16 protein-coding genes are annotated in these 16,642 nt (G+C 67.0%); 15 read left to right on the forward strand and 1 reads right to left on the reverse strand.

The annotated features are described in order from the left end of the window. Positions 1–2 precede the first annotated feature (2 nt). The 4 genes from flhA (at position 3) to SPHI_RS04815 (ending at position 4,293) form a co-directional block, all read left to right on the forward strand. Positions 3–2,099 carry a flagellar biosynthesis protein FlhA gene (gene flhA, locus SPHI_RS04800; RefSeq protein WP_076743754.1) on the forward strand — a complete coding sequence of 699 codons (2,097 nt, stop codon included), beginning with the start codon at positions 3–5 and terminating at the stop codon, positions 2,097–2,099. Further along, on the forward strand, positions 2,096–2,842 hold the full coding sequence (locus tag SPHI_RS04805) for a sigma-70 family RNA polymerase sigma factor (protein ID WP_076743755.1): 747 nt from the start codon (positions 2,096–2,098) through the stop codon (positions 2,840–2,842). The genes flhA and SPHI_RS04805 overlap by 4 nt, the downstream gene beginning before the upstream one ends. Positions 2,843–3,002: 160 nt before the next feature. Beyond that, positions 3,003–3,710, forward strand: a complete 708-nt coding sequence (gntA, locus tag SPHI_RS04810) for a guanitoxin biosynthesis heme-dependent pre-guanitoxin N-hydroxylase GntA (RefSeq protein ID WP_076743756.1) — start codon at positions 3,003–3,005, stop codon at positions 3,708–3,710. After that, positions 3,703–4,293, forward strand: coding sequence for a DUF1989 domain-containing protein (locus SPHI_RS04815; protein ID WP_076743757.1), 591 nt, complete (start codon positions 3,703–3,705; stop codon positions 4,291–4,293). The genes gntA and SPHI_RS04815 overlap by 8 nt, the downstream gene beginning before the upstream one ends. A gap of 242 nt (positions 4,294–4,535) precedes the next feature. On the opposite strand, the gene SPHI_RS04820 is transcribed toward SPHI_RS04815, so the two are convergent. Next, entirely contained in the window at positions 4,536–5,354 is an 819-nt protein-coding gene (locus SPHI_RS04820) for a flagellin N-terminal helical domain-containing protein (protein WP_076743758.1), read from the reverse strand. Positions 5,355–5,713: 359 nt separating this feature from the next. Between SPHI_RS04820 and SPHI_RS04825 the strand changes: the two genes are divergently transcribed. The 11 genes from SPHI_RS04825 to fliN all read left to right on the forward strand — a co-directional run bounded on the left by SPHI_RS04825 (position 5,714) and on the right by fliN (position 16,636). Then, positions 5,714–6,982, forward strand: a complete 1,269-nt coding sequence (locus tag SPHI_RS04825; protein WP_076743945.1) for a sigma-54 interaction domain-containing protein — start codon at positions 5,714–5,716, stop codon at positions 6,980–6,982. Next, positions 6,979–7,344 carry a flagellar hook-basal body complex protein FliE gene (gene fliE / locus SPHI_RS04830; RefSeq protein ID WP_076743759.1) on the forward strand — a complete coding sequence of 122 codons (366 nt, stop codon included), beginning with the start codon at positions 6,979–6,981 and terminating at the stop codon, positions 7,342–7,344. Before SPHI_RS04825 ends, fliE begins: the two co-directional genes overlap by 4 nt. Position 7,345: 1 nt before the next feature. After that, the gene (gene fliF / locus SPHI_RS04835; protein WP_076743760.1) at positions 7,346–9,076 is read left to right on the forward strand and encodes a flagellar basal-body MS-ring/collar protein FliF; all 1,731 of its coding nucleotides are present in this window, start codon (positions 7,346–7,348) and stop codon (positions 9,074–9,076) included. Beyond that, complete coding sequence (fliG, locus tag SPHI_RS04840; protein ID WP_076743761.1) at positions 9,073–10,083, forward strand: flagellar motor switch protein FliG; 1,011 nt, start codon at positions 9,073–9,075, stop codon at positions 10,081–10,083. Before fliF ends, fliG begins: the two co-directional genes overlap by 4 nt. Continuing rightward, positions 10,076–10,792 (forward strand): FliH/SctL family protein, encoded by a 717-nt coding sequence (locus SPHI_RS04845; RefSeq protein ID WP_076743762.1) that lies wholly within the window; start codon positions 10,076–10,078, stop codon positions 10,790–10,792. Before fliG ends, SPHI_RS04845 begins: the two co-directional genes overlap by 8 nt. A gap of 96 nt (positions 10,793–10,888) precedes the next feature. Further along, positions 10,889–12,217 carry a FliI/YscN family ATPase gene (locus SPHI_RS04850; RefSeq protein ID WP_076743763.1) on the forward strand — a complete coding sequence of 443 codons (1,329 nt, stop codon included), beginning with the start codon at positions 10,889–10,891 and terminating at the stop codon, positions 12,215–12,217. Beyond that, on the forward strand, positions 12,210–12,626 hold the full coding sequence (locus tag SPHI_RS04855; protein ID WP_076743764.1) for a hypothetical protein: 417 nt from the start codon (positions 12,210–12,212) through the stop codon (positions 12,624–12,626). The genes SPHI_RS04850 and SPHI_RS04855 overlap by 8 nt, the downstream gene beginning before the upstream one ends. A 43-nt stretch (positions 12,627–12,669) precedes the next feature. Continuing rightward, complete coding sequence (locus SPHI_RS04860; RefSeq protein ID WP_076743765.1) at positions 12,670–14,763, forward strand: flagellar hook-length control protein FliK; 2,094 nt, start codon at positions 12,670–12,672, stop codon at positions 14,761–14,763. A 20-nt stretch (positions 14,764–14,783) separates the two neighbouring features. Beyond that, positions 14,784–15,404, forward strand: a complete 621-nt coding sequence (locus tag SPHI_RS04865; RefSeq protein WP_076743766.1) for a flagellar basal body-associated FliL family protein — start codon at positions 14,784–14,786, stop codon at positions 15,402–15,404. A gap of 78 nt (positions 15,405–15,482) precedes the next feature. Continuing rightward, on the forward strand, positions 15,483–16,349 hold the full coding sequence (locus SPHI_RS04870; protein WP_332888904.1) for a flagellar motor switch protein FliM: 867 nt from the start codon (positions 15,483–15,485) through the stop codon (positions 16,347–16,349). Beyond that, positions 16,346–16,636, forward strand: a complete 291-nt coding sequence (fliN, locus tag SPHI_RS04875; RefSeq protein ID WP_076743768.1) for a flagellar motor switch protein FliN — start codon at positions 16,346–16,348, stop codon at positions 16,634–16,636. The genes SPHI_RS04870 and fliN overlap by 4 nt, the downstream gene beginning before the upstream one ends. Positions 16,637–16,642: the final 6 nt, after the last annotated feature.

Here is a 16,642-nt window from a genome sequence, read left to right on the forward strand (position 1 = left end):
CAGTGAAGCTTCTCGCCAATTCACGCCAGGCGGCGCTGCCCGCCGCGATCCTGCTGCTCGTGCTCGTCATGGTCGTGCCGATCCCGGCCTTCCTGCTCGACATCTTCTTTGTCACCAACATCGCGATCAGCCTCGCGGTGCTGATGGTCGCGCTGAACGCGCAGAAGCCGCTCGATTTCTCGTCCTTCCCGACCGTCCTGCTATTCACCACCTTGTTCCGCCTCGGCCTCAACGTCGCCTCCACCCGCGTCGTGCTGGTCCATGGCCATGAGGGCGAGGCGGCGGCCGGCCATGTCATCGAGGCGTTCGGCAGCTTCCTGATCGGCGGCGATTACATCGTCGGCATCTTCGTCTTCGCGATCTTGATGGTCATCAACTTGATCGTGGTGACCAAGGGCGCCGGCCGCGTCTCCGAAGTCTCCGCCCGCTTCACCCTCGATGCATTGCCCGGCAAGCAGATGGCGATCGACGCCGATCTGAACGCTGGCCTGATGACCCCCGACGAAGCCAAGAAGCGCCGCGTCGAAGTCGCGACGGAAGCCGATTTCTACGGCTCGATGGATGGTTCGTCGAAGTTCGTGAAGGGCGACGCGATCGCCGCGATCCTGATCCTCGCCGCAAACATCATCGGCGGCCTGATCCTCGGCCCGGTCAGCCACGGCCTATCGATTGCCGACGCCGCCAAGACCTACACGCTGCTCGCGATCGGCGACGCGCTGGTCGCGCAGCTCCCCGCGCTGATGCTCTCGATCGCCGCCGCCGCCATCGTCACCCGCGTGTCGAGCGAAAAGGATCTCGCCGGCCAGATCGGCAGCCAGTTCGGCAGCCCGCGCACATGGGCACCCGTCGCTGGCATCCTCGGCCTGCTCGGTGTGCTCCCCGGCATGCCGCACATGATCCTGCTTCCCGCCGCCGGAATCGCCGGCTTCGCCGCTTGGAAGCTGCACAAGATCGCCCAGCGCCCCGCCCCGATCGAAGAAGCCGCACCTGCCGAGCCCATCGACCAGTCCCGCATCGGCTGGGAGGAAGTGACCGATGGCATGCTCGTCAACCTCGACATCGGCTACGGCCTCGTGCCCTTGGTGGATGAGCGCAAGGGCGCGCCGCTAATGGCGCGGATCACTGGCGTGCGCCGCCAGCTGTCCAAGGAACTCGGCTTCGTCGTCCCGCAGGTAAAGGTGCGCGACGACATCAACCTCGCGCCCTACACCTATCGTCTCGTCGTCGGCGGCGTGGTGGTCGGCGAGGACCAGGTCTCGCCCGACGAGATGCTGGCGCTCGACACTGGCACCGGCTTCGGCGAGCTTAAGGGCAAGAAGGCCAAGGACCCCACCTTCGGCCTCGACGCGACCTGGATCGCGCCCGGCGACGCCGATGCCGCCACCGGCGCCGGCTTCCTCGTGGTCGACTCCGGCACCGTCATCGCCACCCACCTTAACCACGCCCTCGGCGCCAATGCCGCCGACATGCTCGGCGCCGACGAGGTGCAGGCGCTGCTCGAGGGCCTCAAGGAGCGCAATCCGCAGCTCGTTGCCTCGCTGTGCCCGTCGCCGCTCTCGCTAACCACGCTCACCAGCGTGCTCAAGGCACTCCTCAACGAGGGCATCACCCTCAAGGAATTCCGCCGCATCGCCGCCGCCGTGGCGGTGATCGCGCAGCGCACGCAGGATGCCGAGGAGATCGTCGAGCTGATCCGCCCGGAACTTGGGCCTCTCATCATCCAGAAGCTCTGCGGCGTGCGCGAGCCGCTGCGGGTGATGACGTTGGAGGGCGGGCTCGAGGGCCTGCTCGGTCAGGCGATGCGCGCCGATCCGTCGCGCCGCCACGTCATTGAGCCCGATCTCGGCCGCCGCATCGTCGATGCGCTTCAGCGCGCCGCTCAGCCGATGATTGCCGAGGCAAAGCCCTTCGCGCTCGTCGTCCAGCCCGCGATCCGCGTGGCGGTGCGCAAATTGGTCAAGACCGTCCTGCCGGATACCCCCGTCATGAGCTTCTTCGAAGTTCCCGAGGACAAGGCCGTCGAGGTCGTCGCCGTGATCGGCGCCAACGACACGCATCCGGCAATCGGCGGCCATCAGCCGCAGGCGCTGGCAGCATGAGCGCGCTGCCGATGCGCTCAGCCTTTGAGAACGCGACCCCGCTCACCTATTCTCCGCGCCCGCGCGCACGCGAGGAGGGGGCGCTGGTGCGCGAGCATCTGCCGCTCGTCCGCCGGCTCGCCTGGCACATTCACGGCAGCGTCTCGACAGCGGTCGAGGTGGAGGATCTCGTGCAGACAGGTTTGGTGGCGTTGGTCGAGGCGGCGACCGCCTTTGAGGATCGGGGGCAGGTCACGTTCAAGCAATATCTCACCACCCGCCTGCGCGGCGCGATGATTGACGAACTGCGCCGTCATGCCGCCATGACGCGCGGTGCGATCAAGCGCCGCCGCGACTATAACAATGCGGTGAAAGCGCTCACTGCCGAGCTGCGCCGGGCGCCGGGGGAAGGCGAGATCGCGACCCGCATCGGCATCACCGTCGAAAAGCTGCGCGCGGATTATGCCACGGCGGACGCGGTGAAGTTCGATTCGATCGATGAAGTCTATGCCGACGACCAACCTTGGTTCGCCAGCGACGAACCCAGCGCCTTCGACCAGCTTGCCGAAGGCCAGCAGCGCGACCGCCTGATTGCGGCGATCACCGCACTGCCCGAGCGGGAGCAGATGGTGATCCAGCTTTACCACGTCGAGGAACTGAACCTCGAGGAAATCGGCGAGGTACTGGGGGTCGGCGCCGCCCGCGTCTGCCAGATCAAGAGCGCCGCGCACGCGAAGCTCAAGAAGGCGCTGCTGCGGGGCTGAGCACCCTCAACCCCATTCGGCTGAGCTTGTCGAAACCCTGCACTTTCTTGGAAAGATAAGGCAGCTCTTCGAGAGGCTCAGGGCGAGCGGGGAGGGCTCCTAACCCAGATCAGCCCGAATCCCGGGAACACGGCGCCCCGCCTACGCGTATCTTCCACCCATGCCTGCGCCTGTCACACCCTTGTTCCCCTGGCGCCACGAGGACCAGGACCGTTTCGAGCGCCTGCTTGAGGAACATGTCCAGGATCGCCTGTTCCCCTGCGTCGGCGCGAAGGCCGCGCTTGCGAAGGGTACGCTCAACGTCCTCGCCTGCAATCGCATCGACAGCGGCTGGGACGATCTGCGCATACACGACGGTCTGCTCCGCTTCGCCGAAGCGTATCGTGAGGAGCCGGCGCTTTACCGAAGCTTTGCCGTCGTCTTCAACGGCCCGACGGAGCTCAGCGAAGCCGAGTTCGAGCAATCATTGTGGACGCGCATCCAATCGCTATCCGACAAGGACGTGTGGCGCGGCCAGGAATATGACACCCGCGTCAGCCCCAACCCGGATGACACCCATTTCTCGCTGAGCTTCGGCGGCGAGGCCTTCTTTGTGGTCGGCCTGCACCCCAACGCCAGCCGCCCGGCGCGCCGCTTCGCCAAGCCGACTTTGGTGTTCAACCTGCACGACCAGTTCGAAATCCTGCGCGCCGACGGCCTTTACGAGAGCATGCGCGAGAAGATCCTCGTCCGCGACGAGGCGCTAGCGGGCACGCGAAACCCGATGCTCGCCCGCCACGGCGAGTCGAGCGAGGCGCGGCAATATAGCGGCCGTGTGGTCGAGGAGAGCTGGCGCTGCCCCTTCCACTACCAAGGTCAGAATGACTGAACCGACCCGTATTCCCGAACGCAGCGGCACCGCGTTCAAGCTACCCGCCGGTGCCCTGCTCCAAGTGATCGATCCCAAGGGCGTCCAGGTCGCCGACCTACTCGCCTTTAACGCGGCCGATGTAGGGGAAGCGATCTCCTCGGGCCGCACCTTCGATTACGCCGAGACGATCTATCTCACCACCGGCCACACGCTCTATTCCAACCGTTCGCGTGCCATGCTGGAGATCGTCGCCGACGACGTCGGCCGCCACGATTTCCTGCTCACCCCGTGCAGCTACGACACGTTCCGGCATTTCTACCCGGACAAGCCGCTCCACCGCGGCTGCTTCGGCAATCTCGCGGAAGCGCTGGCGCCCTATGGCGTCACCGAGGACATGATCCCCTGCGCCTTCAACTGCTTCATGAACGTGCCGGTGAACGGCGCGACAGGAAAGCTCGAAGTCTTGCCCCCAATCAGCAAGCCGGGCGACAAGATCGTCTTTCGCGCCGCGATGGATCTCGTCATCGGCCTCACCGCCTGTTCCGCTTATTCCTCCAACGGCGGCAGCTTCAAACCGATCGACTATCGCGTCGTCGCCTAGCCACCCACGCGATCCTCGCCGCAAGGTCGACCTCATTTGTTCGTTCCGAGCAACGTCGAGGGACGTGCCCCGGGCGCTGCGCTTAGTGTCTCGACATTGCTCGACACGAACGGCAGGTATGGCGCGAGCCACAAACGCGAAAACCCGGCAGCCTAAGGCCACCGGGTTCCCTCGTCCGTCTGCTACACTGAGCGGAGCGGCACCGACACCCGTTTGGGGGCGATGCCGGTGCCGCCAACGGATTAGCCGAGCAGCTTCATCACGCCCTGCTGCGACTGGTTGGCCTGCGCCAGCATTGCGGTCGACGCCTGCGACAGGATCTGCGCCTTGGCGAGGTTGGTCGACTCTTCCGAGAAGTCTGCGTCTTCGATGCGGCTGCGTGCATCCGACAGATTGGTGACATTCGAGGTCATGTTGTTGACGGCCGACTCAAGCTGGTTCTGGGTTGCGCCCAGGCTGGCCCGGGCCTGTGAAACCTGCTTGATCGCTGCGTCATACTGCGCAGTGGTCGCGTTGTTGGCAGCCGTAGCGTCAGCAAACGAGAGATCCGTCACCGTCTTCAGTCCGCCGGCTGCGGTGAAATCAGTCGACTTGAGCGTGATCGCCGTGCTGCCGGTCTGAATGTTGAAACCCGTCGCTGCAGCGGCGTCGAACAGGTTCTTCTCGTTGAACTTCGTGTCCGAAATGACGGAGCTGATCTGGGTCTTCAACGCGAGCTGCTCAGAGCGAATGTTGGCAATATCATCCGCCGAATACGTGCCGTTAGCCGCCTGAACGCCCAGCTCGCGCATGCGCTGCAACATGTTCGTCACTTCATCAAGCGCGCCTTCGGCCGTCTGCGCCATCGAAATACCGTCATTGGCGTTGCGGATGCCCTGGTTCATGCCGCGGATCTGCGCGGTCATTGACTGCGAGATGGCGAGGCCGGCCGCGTCGTCCTTCGCCGAATTGATGCGCTTGCCCGTCGACAGACGCTCCATCGCGGTCGACAGCGCCGATTGCGCCTTGTTCGAAGCGTTGCTGGCGCGCAGCGACGAGATGTTGCTGTTGATAACGGTCATGGTCGAGGTTCCTTTGTGCCTACGGTCTCGCCGCCGCCCCCAGAGCGGAAGTCCGAGCCGTCGCCATACGAAACGGCCGCCACCCGAAACCCTTTAGAACTTTTTCGCTTCGCCCCGGCGAACCCCCGGCACCGGCGGCAACCGGCAGGTTTTTGCCGCGATCTGCCGCCGCCCGGCAAAGCGCTGCCCCCGCCCACTGCCTCGCGCCCGCGCGCGCGATCCCGCCCGCCCTCGTACGCGTAGGCGAGTGTGTGCTCGCGGCCACGCGCCCGGAAATATCCTGCCGGCCGGCTGCCGCCTCAACAGGTCGTTAACCAACTTCAGTTTAGTGGTAGCGTTGTTCCGAAGGGGGAAGAATGTTGCGCTCGATCATCCCGTCTGCCGCCGTTGCCGAAAGCCATGTCGCACTCGTGTCGTCGCTGCGGGCGCAGGGCTTCAGCGTCATCGCCACCGGCAGCAATCGGCCGCAGCCTGACACCGCCTTCCTCGTCGCCGCTGGCGAAACTTCGCCGGTCCCGGCGCGTACGGTAGTGCTGGCGCGGGGCGAGCGGCAGGTCGTGCCCTTTCGTGATGGCGCACCGGCGCGGCTGACCTTCGATCACGCGGATGCCGTGGTCGGCAACGCCTTCGTCCGCGCGCTCGCCGGCGGGCCAGAACTGCCGACCGCTGCCGATCCCGAGACGCTCGCCCTCTTCGCCCTCGCCGAGCGCGTCGCCGAGGCGGACATCACCGTGCTCATCAACGGCCCCACGGGCACCGGCAAGGAAGTGCTCGCCCGCGCGATCCACCGCAACTCCAACCGCCGCGACGGCCCGTTCATCGCCATCAACTGCGCCGCGCTGCCGGAAACCATGCTCGAGACGATGCTGTTCGGCCATGTGAAGGGTAGCTATACCGGCGCTTCGTCGGGCGGCGACGGCTTCTTCCGCGCGGCGAACGGCGGCACGATCGTGCTCGACGAAATCGCCGAAATGCCGCTGCCGCTCCAGGCCAAGCTGCTGCGCGTCCTGCAAGAGCGCGAAGTGGTGCCGATCGGCGCAACTCACCCGGTGCCGATCGACGTTCGGGTCGTCGCCTGCGCCAATCGCGACTTGCAGGAGGAGGTCGCCGCCGGCCGCTTCCGCGCCGATCTTTATTACCGCCTCTCGGTCTTCCCGCTCACCACGCGCTCGCTTGCCGAACGGTCGCAGGACGTGCCCGCGCTCGCCGCGACGATGATCCTTCGCCACGCTGGTTCCCGCGCAATCGTGCCCTGGCCCTCGCACGAGGCGATCGCCAAGCTTGCCAGCCACGATTGGCCCGGCAACGTGCGTGAGCTCGAGAATGTCATCCAGCGCGCGCTCCTGTTCTGCGGCGGTGACACGATTGAGGCGAGCCACATCGTCTTCGACCGCGCCAGCAGCCCGCGCCCGGCCGTCTTCGCCAACAACCCGGCCACCCTTGGAGCGGTTGTCCAACTTTCCGAATTCGCCGCGATCCGCGAGACTTTGAAGGCGTGCGGCGGAAATCGTATCGAGACTGCCCGCCGTCTGGGCATTTCGGAACGAACCTTGCGTTACCGCCTCGCAAAGGCGCGCGAGCAGGGCGAAGAGATCGCCGCGCCGCATGATCGGAGACTGACGGCATGAGTGGTGTTGGTGGTGTAGGCGGGATCGACCGGGTGATGGCGCTTCGTGCCCAGATCCTGGAACGCAACGCCGCCCTGAGCCGCGCGAACGCGACGGCCGCGGCCGAACAGACGGCGCCCGCTTCGGGTCCGCAAGGCGCCTCGGGCAGCTTTGCCGCAACGATGGAAAATGCGCTCCAGTCGGTCAACAACCAGTCGCAAAAGGCCTCGGCCCTGTCCGAAGCCTATGAGCGCGGCGAGACGGTGGACATCGCCAAGGTGATGCTCGCCCGCCAGGAGGCATCGGTCGGCTTCGAGGCCACGCTGCAAGTCCGCAACAAGATCTTGTCCGCGTACAAGGACATCATGAGCATGCCGGTCTGATATGGCGAACGCACTTGCCCCTTCGAACCTCGCCCAACCCAATTCGGTAGTCCCGGAGCGCTTCGCCAATCCGCTGCGGCAGATCCAGGGCGTGTTCGCGCAGCCCGCGGTGCGCCGCGCCGGCCCGATGGCGCTGATGGTCAGCCTGATCGGCGCCTCGGCGCTCGCTTGGTCCGCACTGTCGGGCGCGCCGCAGAAGACGCTCTATTCGGGGCTTCCGGATGCCGACAAGGCCGCCGTCACACAGGCGCTGACCGCTGCGAGCATTACCAGCCACATCGACGATGCGACCGACTCGGTTACGGTCAACGAGGAGGATTACTCCCGCGCGCGCCTGCTGCTTGCCGGGCAGGGCCTGCCCAAGGCCGCTCCGGGCGGCTATGCGATCCTCGATCAACTGCCGATGGGCGTCAGCCGCGCAGTCGAAGGCGAACGCCTGCGCCAGGCGCGCGAGACCGAACTGGCACGTTCGATCCAGGAGATCGACGTTGTCACCGAAGCGCGCGTCCATCTCGCCATGCCCGAAGCCAGCGTGTTCGTGCGCGACAATGCCCAGCCTAGCGCCTCGGTGGTGGTGAAGTTGCAGGGCGGCCGCGCGCTCAGCGATGCGCAGGTCCAGTCGATCATCAACCTCGTCGCCTCGTCGGTGCCCGGCATGAAGCCCGAAGCGGTGACGATCGTCGATCAGATGGGCGGCCTCCTGTCCAAGCCCGGCGGCGCCGGCCAGAGCGGCAGCGAGCAGCGCATCGCGCTCCAGCGCCAGGTAGAAGACAAATACCGCCAACAGCTGATGCAGCTGCTGACCCCATTGGTGGGCGCCGGCAACTTCACCGCGGAGGTCCAGGCCGACGTCAACATGGACGAGACTTCGGCCACCCGCGAAAGCTACGACAAGCAGGGCGCATTGCGCGCCGAGACCGGCAATTGGACCGGCAATCAGGCCGGTGCCGGCGAAGCGCCCGGCGGCATCCCCGGCGCGCTAAGCAATACGCCGCCGCCCGCCGCCACGCTTCAGCAGCCGCAGCCTGCGGTCGGTGCCGATGGTCAGCCTGTGCAGCCGGTCGCCGGTGGCCCCGCACCCAATCCGAACAAGCAGTCGGACCAATATGCCCGCACTTATGATCTCGGCCGCGAAGTGTCGGTCACCCGCGCGTCGCCTGGCGGGATCAAGCGCCTGTCCGTCGCAGTCCTCCTGCGCGAGCCGGAGAAGGGCAAGCGCACTGCCATGGAGATCAACCAAATCACCGAGCTGGTCCGCTCGGCGGTCGGTTACGATCAGGGGCGTAACGATCAGGTCACCGTCATCAGCCGCAAGTTCGCTGGCGAAGCGGATGCGGCGAACGACGGCCCGGCCTGGTATGACAATAGCTGGGTCCCGGTTCTCGCGCGCAACGTCACCGCGATCATCATCGCGCTGCTGGTGCTGCTGCTCGGCGTCCGCCCGCTCGCTAAGGCGCTGATGAAGAAGAAGGAAGACGTGGACGCCGCCAACCGCCCGGCGCTTGGTCGCACTATCGGCGGGGCCGATGATGAAGGGGAGGGCGAAGATGGCGAATCCGGCATGTCCGGGACGCCCGCCACGATCGCCGTCGCGCCGCCAGTGACGCTCGACGAGATTGAAGCGAGTCGCAACTACGACGAACGCATCGGCGCGGTGCGCGGCTTCACCCGCGACAATCCTGCTCGCGCCGCGCTTGCCGTGCGTGACATGATGAAGGCGACCGCGCAGTGAGCGAAGTCGCGCTTCGCACCTTCACCGGCACCGAGCGTGCTGCGGTGCTGATGATGCTGGTGGGTGAGGAGGAAGCGGCCGCGATCCTCCAGAAGCTCGAGCCTGACGAGGTACGGGAACTCGGCCGCGCAATGTACACCGTTGCTGACGTCAGCGAGGCGGATGTCGAAGGCGTGCTGGATGACTTCGTCGGCCGCGCCCGCGAGCGCACCGGCATCACCTTTGATCCCAAGCCCAAGATCGAGGCAGTAATGCATCGCGCTTTGGGTCAGGAGAAGGCGGAAAGCGTGCTCGCGCGCATTACCCCGCCGGAGGCGGCGTGCGAGATCGAGCTGCTCGACTGGCTCGACGCCACCGACATCGCCGCGATGATCGAAAAGGAACATCCGCAGGTCGCGGCGCTGCTGATCGCCAATCTCGATCCCGCGATCGGCGCGCAGGTGCTCGAACTGCTGCCCGACGCGGCGCAGCCCGAAATCCTGCATCGCATCGCCAAGCTCGGCCCGATCACGCCCGAAGCGGTAGAGACGCTGAAAACGATGATCGGCAACCGCGCGATCAGCGCCAGCCAATCGACGCAGGTAAAGCTCGGCGGCACCCGCGAGGCGGCCAGAATCCTCCAGGGCGCGCGCAAGGCGACTGAGCAGCGCGTGATGCCCAAGCTGTTCAAGCTCGACAAGGAAACCGCGAAGCAGATCGAGGAGGCGATGTTCGTCTTCGACAATTTGCTCGACATGGACGACAAGAACCTGGGCACGCTGATCCGCAACGTCGATGGCGACATCCTCACCCGCGCGCTGAAGGGCGTGGACGAGGCTGCCCGCAACCGCTTCCTCGGTTGCATGTCGGCGCGCGCCGCCGACGGCATCCGCGACGAGATGGAAGCGCGCGGGCCCATGAAGCTCAGCGAGGTTCTGGAGGCGCAAAAGGCGATGATCTCGGTTGCGCGCAGTCTCGCCAAGGACGGCACGATCATGATGGGTGGGGGCGAGGATGATTATGTCTGAGGCAGCGGCAAATGTGTTCGTCGCCGGCTTCGCGCCGCGGCAGGACGATGCGGCGGTGCGCCTCCAGCGCGTCTTTGCCGAGCGTCCTTCGGGCTTCGCACCAGGCGACCTGATCGCGCGGATCGAGGAGGCATTCTCCGCCGCACCCAAAGCGCAGGTGCCGCCCGAGCCCGAGCCGCCGACGCTTGATCCGGTCGCCGCAGCGATGGCCGAAGCGCCGGCGCTCGATCCGCTCGTGGAGGCGCACCAGGCCGGTTACGACGCAGGCTATGCCGCCGCCCGCGCCGAAATCGACGCACAGGCGGCGCGCGACCTTGCGCTACTCGAAGCTGTCGCCGCATCGCTCAAGTCCGACGAGCGCGTCGATCGCGAACGCATCGCCCGCCAGTTGCGCCAGACCGTCCTCCATCTCGTCACCCGCCTTGTCGGAGAAACCGGCGTTTCCGCCGACCTTCTCGCTGGCCGCGTCGAAGCCGCCTCTGACCTGCTCGCCGACGCCTCGGAAAGCGCGATCCTGCGCGTGAGCCCCGCGGATGTGGCGCTGCTGGAGGAACGCTTGCCCGAGACGATCTTCGCCATCGGCGACCCCAACCTCGCGCGCGGCAGCTTCGTTCTGGAAGCCGCCTCCACGATTGTCGAGGACGGCCCCGAACTGTGGCTCGAACAGCTGACCCGAGCGCTCGACAAGGTCGCCGTTCCCGCGGCCTGACACCTTCTTAGTTCCCCGGCGAAGGCCGGGGCCCAGCTACGACACGCCCGCAACTGGGCGCCGGCCTTCGCCGGGGAACGTCTTTTAGGACGCTGAATGCTCAACCGCTTCACCGCCGATTATCTCGACGCGCTCGGCAACGCCGATTTCCGCCCGGCCCCGAAGGTCGCGGGCCGGCTCGCGTCCTATGACGGCCTGCTTATGGAAGCGGTCGGCCTCACGCTCCCGGTTGGCACGGTCTGCCAGGTCGGCGAGAAAGGCACCGGCGTCGAGGCCGAAGTGATCGGCTTCCGCAACGGCCGCACGCTCCTGATGAACCTCGGCGGGCCTGCCGCACTCCTTCCGCAAATGCCCGTCCGCCCCACCGGCGCACCCGGCGAGGCGGAGGTCGGCGATGCGCTGCTCGGCCGCGTCGTAGACGGCGCCGGCCACCCGATCGACAGCCTCGGCCCGATCCGCGGCGCGAAACACTGGCCGCTCGCCGGCAAGCTCCAGTCCCCGCTCGATCGTGGCCGCGTGCTGGAGCCGCTCGACGTCGGCGTGCGCGCGATCAACGGCTTGCTGACGATCGGCAAGGGTCAGCGCGTCGGCATCATGGCTGGCTCGGGCGTCGGCAAGTCGGTGCTGCTCGGCATGATGGTTCGCGCCGCCAAGGCCGACGTGATCGTCATCGGCCTGATCGGCGAGCGCAGCCGCGAAGTCGCCGACTTCCTTGAAACCAAGGTGGCAGGCGAGGCGCGCAAGCGCTCCGTCGTGGTCGCCGTCCCTGCCAATCACTCGCCGGTCCTCCGCATCCGCGGCGCACTTCGCGCCACCGCGATCGCCGAGGCGTTCCGTGACGAGGGCAAGAACGTCCTGCTCATCATGGATTCGCTCACCCGCGTCGCCCACGCTGGCCGCGAGATCGGCCTCGCGCTCGGCGAACCCGCCTCCGCGCGCGGCTATCCGCCCTCGGCGATCGCCATGCTCCCCAATCTCATCGAGCGCGCCGGCACCGATGTGAACACCGGCGGCGCGATCACCGCAATCTACACGGTGCTCGCGGATGGCGATGACGGCAACGACCCCGTCGTCGACTCCGCCCGCTCGATCCTTGACGGCCATATCGTGCTGAGCCGCGCGCTCGCCGAACACGCCGTCTATCCCGCGATCGATGTGTCCAAGTCGGTCAGTCGCGTGATGACCGACATTGCGGTGAAGCCCCACGTCAACGCCGCGCGCGTCCTGCGCCGCCACCTCGCCACGTACGAGGAAAACCGCGATCTCGTGCTGATGGGCGCCTATCGCGCCGGCGCCGATCCCGCGATCGACGCCGCCATTGCCTATCACCCCGCCGTCATGGAATTCATCCGCCAGGACTCCGACGCCAGCGTTTCGCTCGACGACGCCGCCACCGAATTGATCGGCGTGTTCGGCGATGGATAACAAGAAGCTCGCCCGACTCCACCGCGTCCGCACGCTCCAGCTCGGCATGGCGCGCGCCGCCGAGACCCGGGCGCAGGATCAAGTCGCGAACGAAACTGCGCTGTCGAACCGCATCGCCCAGCTCGCCGCCGCCGTCGCACCGGGGGAGGGGGCCGGCGCTGCCGTCTCCTTCGCCGCCTTGGCCCATTACCGCGAGAGACTGCACCGCAACGCCCAGGCGGTCGACAATCGCGTCCGCGCCGCCGAGGCCGAAGCCGCCCGCGCGCTCGAAGCCCGCCAGTCCGCTAAACGCGACCAGACTGCCGTCGAAAAGCTCATTGCCCGCGGTGAGGCGGAGGCCGCCCTGCGTGCAATCCGCGCGCTGCAGGAAGCGCCACCGACCCGAAAGATCCGGCACGATCCTTGCTGATGGATCGGTCGGACCATCCAACGACGAGACGCCGACCCCGTTCATGCTGCCGATCCCGTTCCTTTCCGCAGGCTCTGCCTTGCCAGCGTTGCCCGGCACCACGCCGGTCGCGGCGCCGGGCGCGATCGACTTCGCCGCCTTGCTGCCTGCCGGCATTCCGACGCTGATGCCACGGCAGGGCGATGCCGAACCCGGCAAGCAATTGCCGGCAATCGCCGCGGAGCAGGACGATCCTGCCGGTGGCGCTGCGGTAGCGTGGATCGTGCCGCCCATATGGGATATGATGCGCGCGCCCGTCGTCGCCGCACCCAACGAGGCCATGCCAGCCGAGCCTCGCCCGGCCGTTTCCCGATCGGCAGGCACGCTCGCCTTCCCGGCGACCGGCCAGGCCACGAGTGCCGGCATCAGTTCAGGTGCAACCGCTGCGCCGCCGCATCCAGCGTCGCATCCGTCAGTCGCGGTTGGCGCGTCACCTGCCGCCATCGACGCCGCGCCTGCAGTTCCGCCTCGCTCACGCGAAAGCCGCGGCCTAGTCGCCGCGAATGCGCTGACAACTGCCGCTCTGGACCAGCAAAGGCAGGTAACAGCCAGCGAGTCGCCGATAGCCGACGTTGTGCCGCCCGCATCCATCCACGCGGGCGAGGGCGGGCACCCCCTTGCGCCCGCGCCGCTGCCGGACTCCCGCCTTCCCCGGCGTGGTTCCGAGCGCACGGCAGCAGCAGCAGCGCCGCTGCCCGGAACACCGCCGCGCGCGCCCGTGGCAAACGACCACCCGTCACAAGCGGCGCTCACACCAACACTGGTCACCGGCATTCACCCCGGCGAAGACACCGGGGCAGTCGCAATCGAGCAGATGCCGGTTCCCATCCCGGATCCCGGAACGGAGCCGCCGCACGCCGCGCTCACCACCGCTACAGCCCCCATCATCCACCCGGACGACAGCCGGAGCCCGGTAGCGGCCGACCCGACGCTGGCTCCCGGTCCTGATTTGGGGACGCAGCCCCTGCGTGCCGCGCTGACACCAGTACTCACCGCGGCCACCAACTTCGACGAAGGCCCGAGCCCAGTAGCGGCTCGCCCGACGGTGGCTGCCGGGCCCGGCCAGGGGGAGGCGCCGTCACTCATCCGGTACAAGGCGGCATCCAGCACCTCCATCCTCACTGGGGAAGGCCAACTTCCAGTCGCGCCAGCCCCGGTGCCGGTTCCGGGGCTCGCGCGCGGAATGGAGTCCTCGCCCGTCACGCTCACCACGGCAATCGCAGCCGCTATCAGCCACGGTCGGAGCCCCGGCACGCCGGCCACCAACCTTGATCCGGGAACCGAGCTGTCACCCGCCGCCGCGCGCGCTGCCGCACCCAGCGGCGCCATTCACACCAGCGAAGGCGTTGCCTCCGTCTCGCCGGCTCCGCTGTCAGAACCCGCCTCGCGCCAGGTGGGCGTTGAAGGTGACATCGCGCCCGCTGGGGCCGGCCAGCCAGAAGCATCCCCCCGCACGGCCAGCACCAAGGACCAGCCAGCCCCCATCGTCGGGCAGCCCGCGGCAGCACCGCAGCAGCCCGCCGTGCCATTGCAGCCCGCCCGCATCGCCCCCGCCGCGCAGGTGTTCGCCGCCGCCATCCACCAGGCCGCGCGGGACGAGCGGCGCCCTGACGCGCCCGATTCGATGATCGCGGCTATCGCTCCCGCGACGACCGACCTAGCGGCCCATGCCGTCACCGCCGTGGAAGGCACTCGCCACCCCGCGCTCGACATGGCGCGGGACACTTGGCCCGCCAAGATGATCGAGCGGATCGAGATGATCCGCGACGCCATGGATGCGGTCGACACCAGCATCCGCCTCATCCCCGACAAGCTCGGCGCGATCGATGTCTCACTGAAGCAGGACGGCGACACCGTTCAGGTTCACATCGTCGCGCAGCAGCCGGAAACCCGCCAACTGCTCGCCGACGCACAGCCGAAGCTCGCCGAGCTCGCCGAAGCCAAGGGACTGAAGCTGTCGGCCCAACTCGGCGACGGCGGGGGACAGCAGCAACAGCAGCGCGCGCCCAACGCGCCGCAGCAAACCACCACCACCCGACCAGGCCGTGCCGCATCGAACGACGATGCCGCAGCGCTGGCCGATGAACGAATTGCGTGAAGAGCAGGGGCGTTTGATCAATGAGTGACAAGGAAAAGCCCGAAGCTGCGCCCAAAAAGAAGGGCAAGCTGGGCAAGATCATCGTAATGGCGGTCGGCGCTGTGGTGCTGATCGGCGGCGGCGTCGGGGCAGGCCTGTATGCGGCCGGCTCCGGCGTGGTCGGCGGCGGCACGCATGCGCCAGATCCCAACAAGCCGAAGCTCGTTCCCAAGAGCGAGCAGAAGCACGCCGAAGCCGGCGAGGACGGTGGCCACGGCGAATCGGAGAATGGCGAGGCGAGCCATGAGGGACAGGCAACGCCAGAAGGGGCGGGCGGTGATCCTTATGCCTCCAATTATTATGCCTTGGAAAAGGAGTTCACCGCGAATCTTCAGGATTCGATTCACTTTCTCCAGGTCGGCGTCGCGATCTCCACGCCCTATGACGACAAGGTTATTCAGAACATCAAAACCAACGATATCGCGATCCGTTCGGCGATCCTGATGGCGCTGGGGGACACCACCGAAGATCAGGTGTTCTCCTCGGAGGGGAAGGCCGCACTGGCGAAGCGACTGGTCGCCTCGATCAACGGCACGCTGAAGCAGAAAGAGGGATTTGGCGGCGTTAGTAACGTCTACTTTACCAATTTCGTTGTTCAGTGAACGGGCATGGTTAACGCCGCCGCCTCTCCTCCGCGCGAACGACGCGAGCGCTCCCGCGCCCAGGCCCTCAAACCGGGGGTGTTGGGGCAGGCAAAGCTCAACCCGTTCGGCGACCTGCATACGCTGCAGCATCTCTCCGCGCGCCTCGCGCGGGGGATGCGCGGCGTGTTCGAGCCGCTGCTGCGTGAAGAGGTGCGGGCCTGGGCCGAGCCGCTCAGTGTCCAGCGCTTCGCCGATTATCGTGCGGAGCGCCCGGACCAACTGACGGCGTGGCTCCCGCTCGGCATGGATGATCGCACCGCATTGCTGGTGCTCGACGGCAAGTTCGTGCTCGAACTGCTCGATCTGTTCTTCGGCGGCACGGGATGTGCGCCAGCCGAAATGCCGCGCGAATTCTCGCCTGCCGCCGAGGCGATGGTTGCCCGGCTTGGCGAGATGGTCGCCCGCCCGCTCACCGCTGCGTGGGAACCCTTGGCGCGGGTCACCTTCACCATTGGGCGTTGTGAGGCCAACGCTTCGATGCTCGCCGATTTCGACGGCGAGGATGCGATGATCGTCACCCGCTTCGGCATTGCGCCGGGGCAGGGCAGGCCCGCTTTCGTCGATCTCGTCTATCCCGTCACTGCGCTCAAGCCGCACGGCACTGCGCTGACCGGCAAGGTAGTCTCCAAACCAGCGGCGGAGGATGCCTTGTGGCAGACCGCGCTCACCCGCGCGGCGATGAACATCCGTTTCCCCGTCCGCTCGGTACTCGCCGAGCCGACGATCCGCCTGTCCAAGCTGATGGCCCTCCAACCCGGCGACGTCATCCCGATCAGCTTCGGCCAGGACGTGCCGGTGATGGTCGGCAACGACCGCCTTGGCACCGGCACCGTCGGCACTTCCAACGGCCATGCTGCGATCCAGCTGACCTCGCTCGCTTCTCTCGAAGGACTTACCCAATGAACGACATGAGCGGCGGCTTTCCCGCTGATGGCGCGCTCGCGGCCAATTTCCGGCTGCTGCAGGACGTCGATGTCAAGCTCACCGTCGAGATCGGCTCGACCCAGCTAACGCTGCGCGAACTGCTGGCACTCGGCGAATCCAGCGTGATCGAGCTTGATCGTCAGGCCAACGAGCTGCTCGACGTGTTCGTCAACGGCACGCTGATCGGCCGCGGCGAGGTGGTGACGGTGGGCGAGCGTTTCGGCGTGCGAATGACCGAGCTGGTCAATCCCGATAAGCGCGCCTGAGGCTCC

It is taken from the genome of Sphingomonas jeddahensis (assembly GCF_001981525.1).
Taxonomy (GTDB): domain Bacteria; phylum Pseudomonadota; class Alphaproteobacteria; order Sphingomonadales; family Sphingomonadaceae; genus Sphingomonas; species Sphingomonas jeddahensis.

Coding starts and splice junctions, on each gene's coding strand:
- fliE (WP_076743759.1), top strand. CDS start 6,979: ATGAGTGGTGTTGGTGGTGTAGGCGGGATCGACCGGGTGATGGCGCTT.
- fliN (WP_076743768.1), top strand. CDS start 16,346: ATGAACGACATGAGCGGCGGCTTTCCCGCTGATGGCGCGCTCGCGGCC.
- SPHI_RS04845 (WP_076743762.1), top strand. CDS start 10,076: ATGTCTGAGGCAGCGGCAAATGTGTTCGTCGCCGGCTTCGCGCCGCGG.
- SPHI_RS04815 (WP_076743757.1), top strand. CDS start 3,703: ATGACTGAACCGACCCGTATTCCCGAACGCAGCGGCACCGCGTTCAAG.
- SPHI_RS04865 (WP_076743766.1), top strand. CDS start 14,784: ATGAGTGACAAGGAAAAGCCCGAAGCTGCGCCCAAAAAGAAGGGCAAG.
- gntA (WP_076743756.1), top strand. CDS start 3,003: ATGCCTGCGCCTGTCACACCCTTGTTCCCCTGGCGCCACGAGGACCAG.
- SPHI_RS04860 (WP_076743765.1), top strand. CDS start 12,670: ATGCTGCCGATCCCGTTCCTTTCCGCAGGCTCTGCCTTGCCAGCGTTG.
- fliF (WP_076743760.1), top strand. CDS start 7,346: ATGGCGAACGCACTTGCCCCTTCGAACCTCGCCCAACCCAATTCGGTA.
- SPHI_RS04820 (WP_076743758.1), bottom strand. CDS start 5,354: ATGACCGTTATCAACAGCAACATCTCGTCGCTGCGCGCCAGCAACGCT.
- SPHI_RS04850 (WP_076743763.1), top strand. CDS start 10,889: ATGCTCAACCGCTTCACCGCCGATTATCTCGACGCGCTCGGCAACGCC.
- SPHI_RS04805 (WP_076743755.1), top strand. CDS start 2,096: ATGAGCGCGCTGCCGATGCGCTCAGCCTTTGAGAACGCGACCCCGCTC.
- SPHI_RS04855 (WP_076743764.1), top strand. CDS start 12,210: ATGGATAACAAGAAGCTCGCCCGACTCCACCGCGTCCGCACGCTCCAG.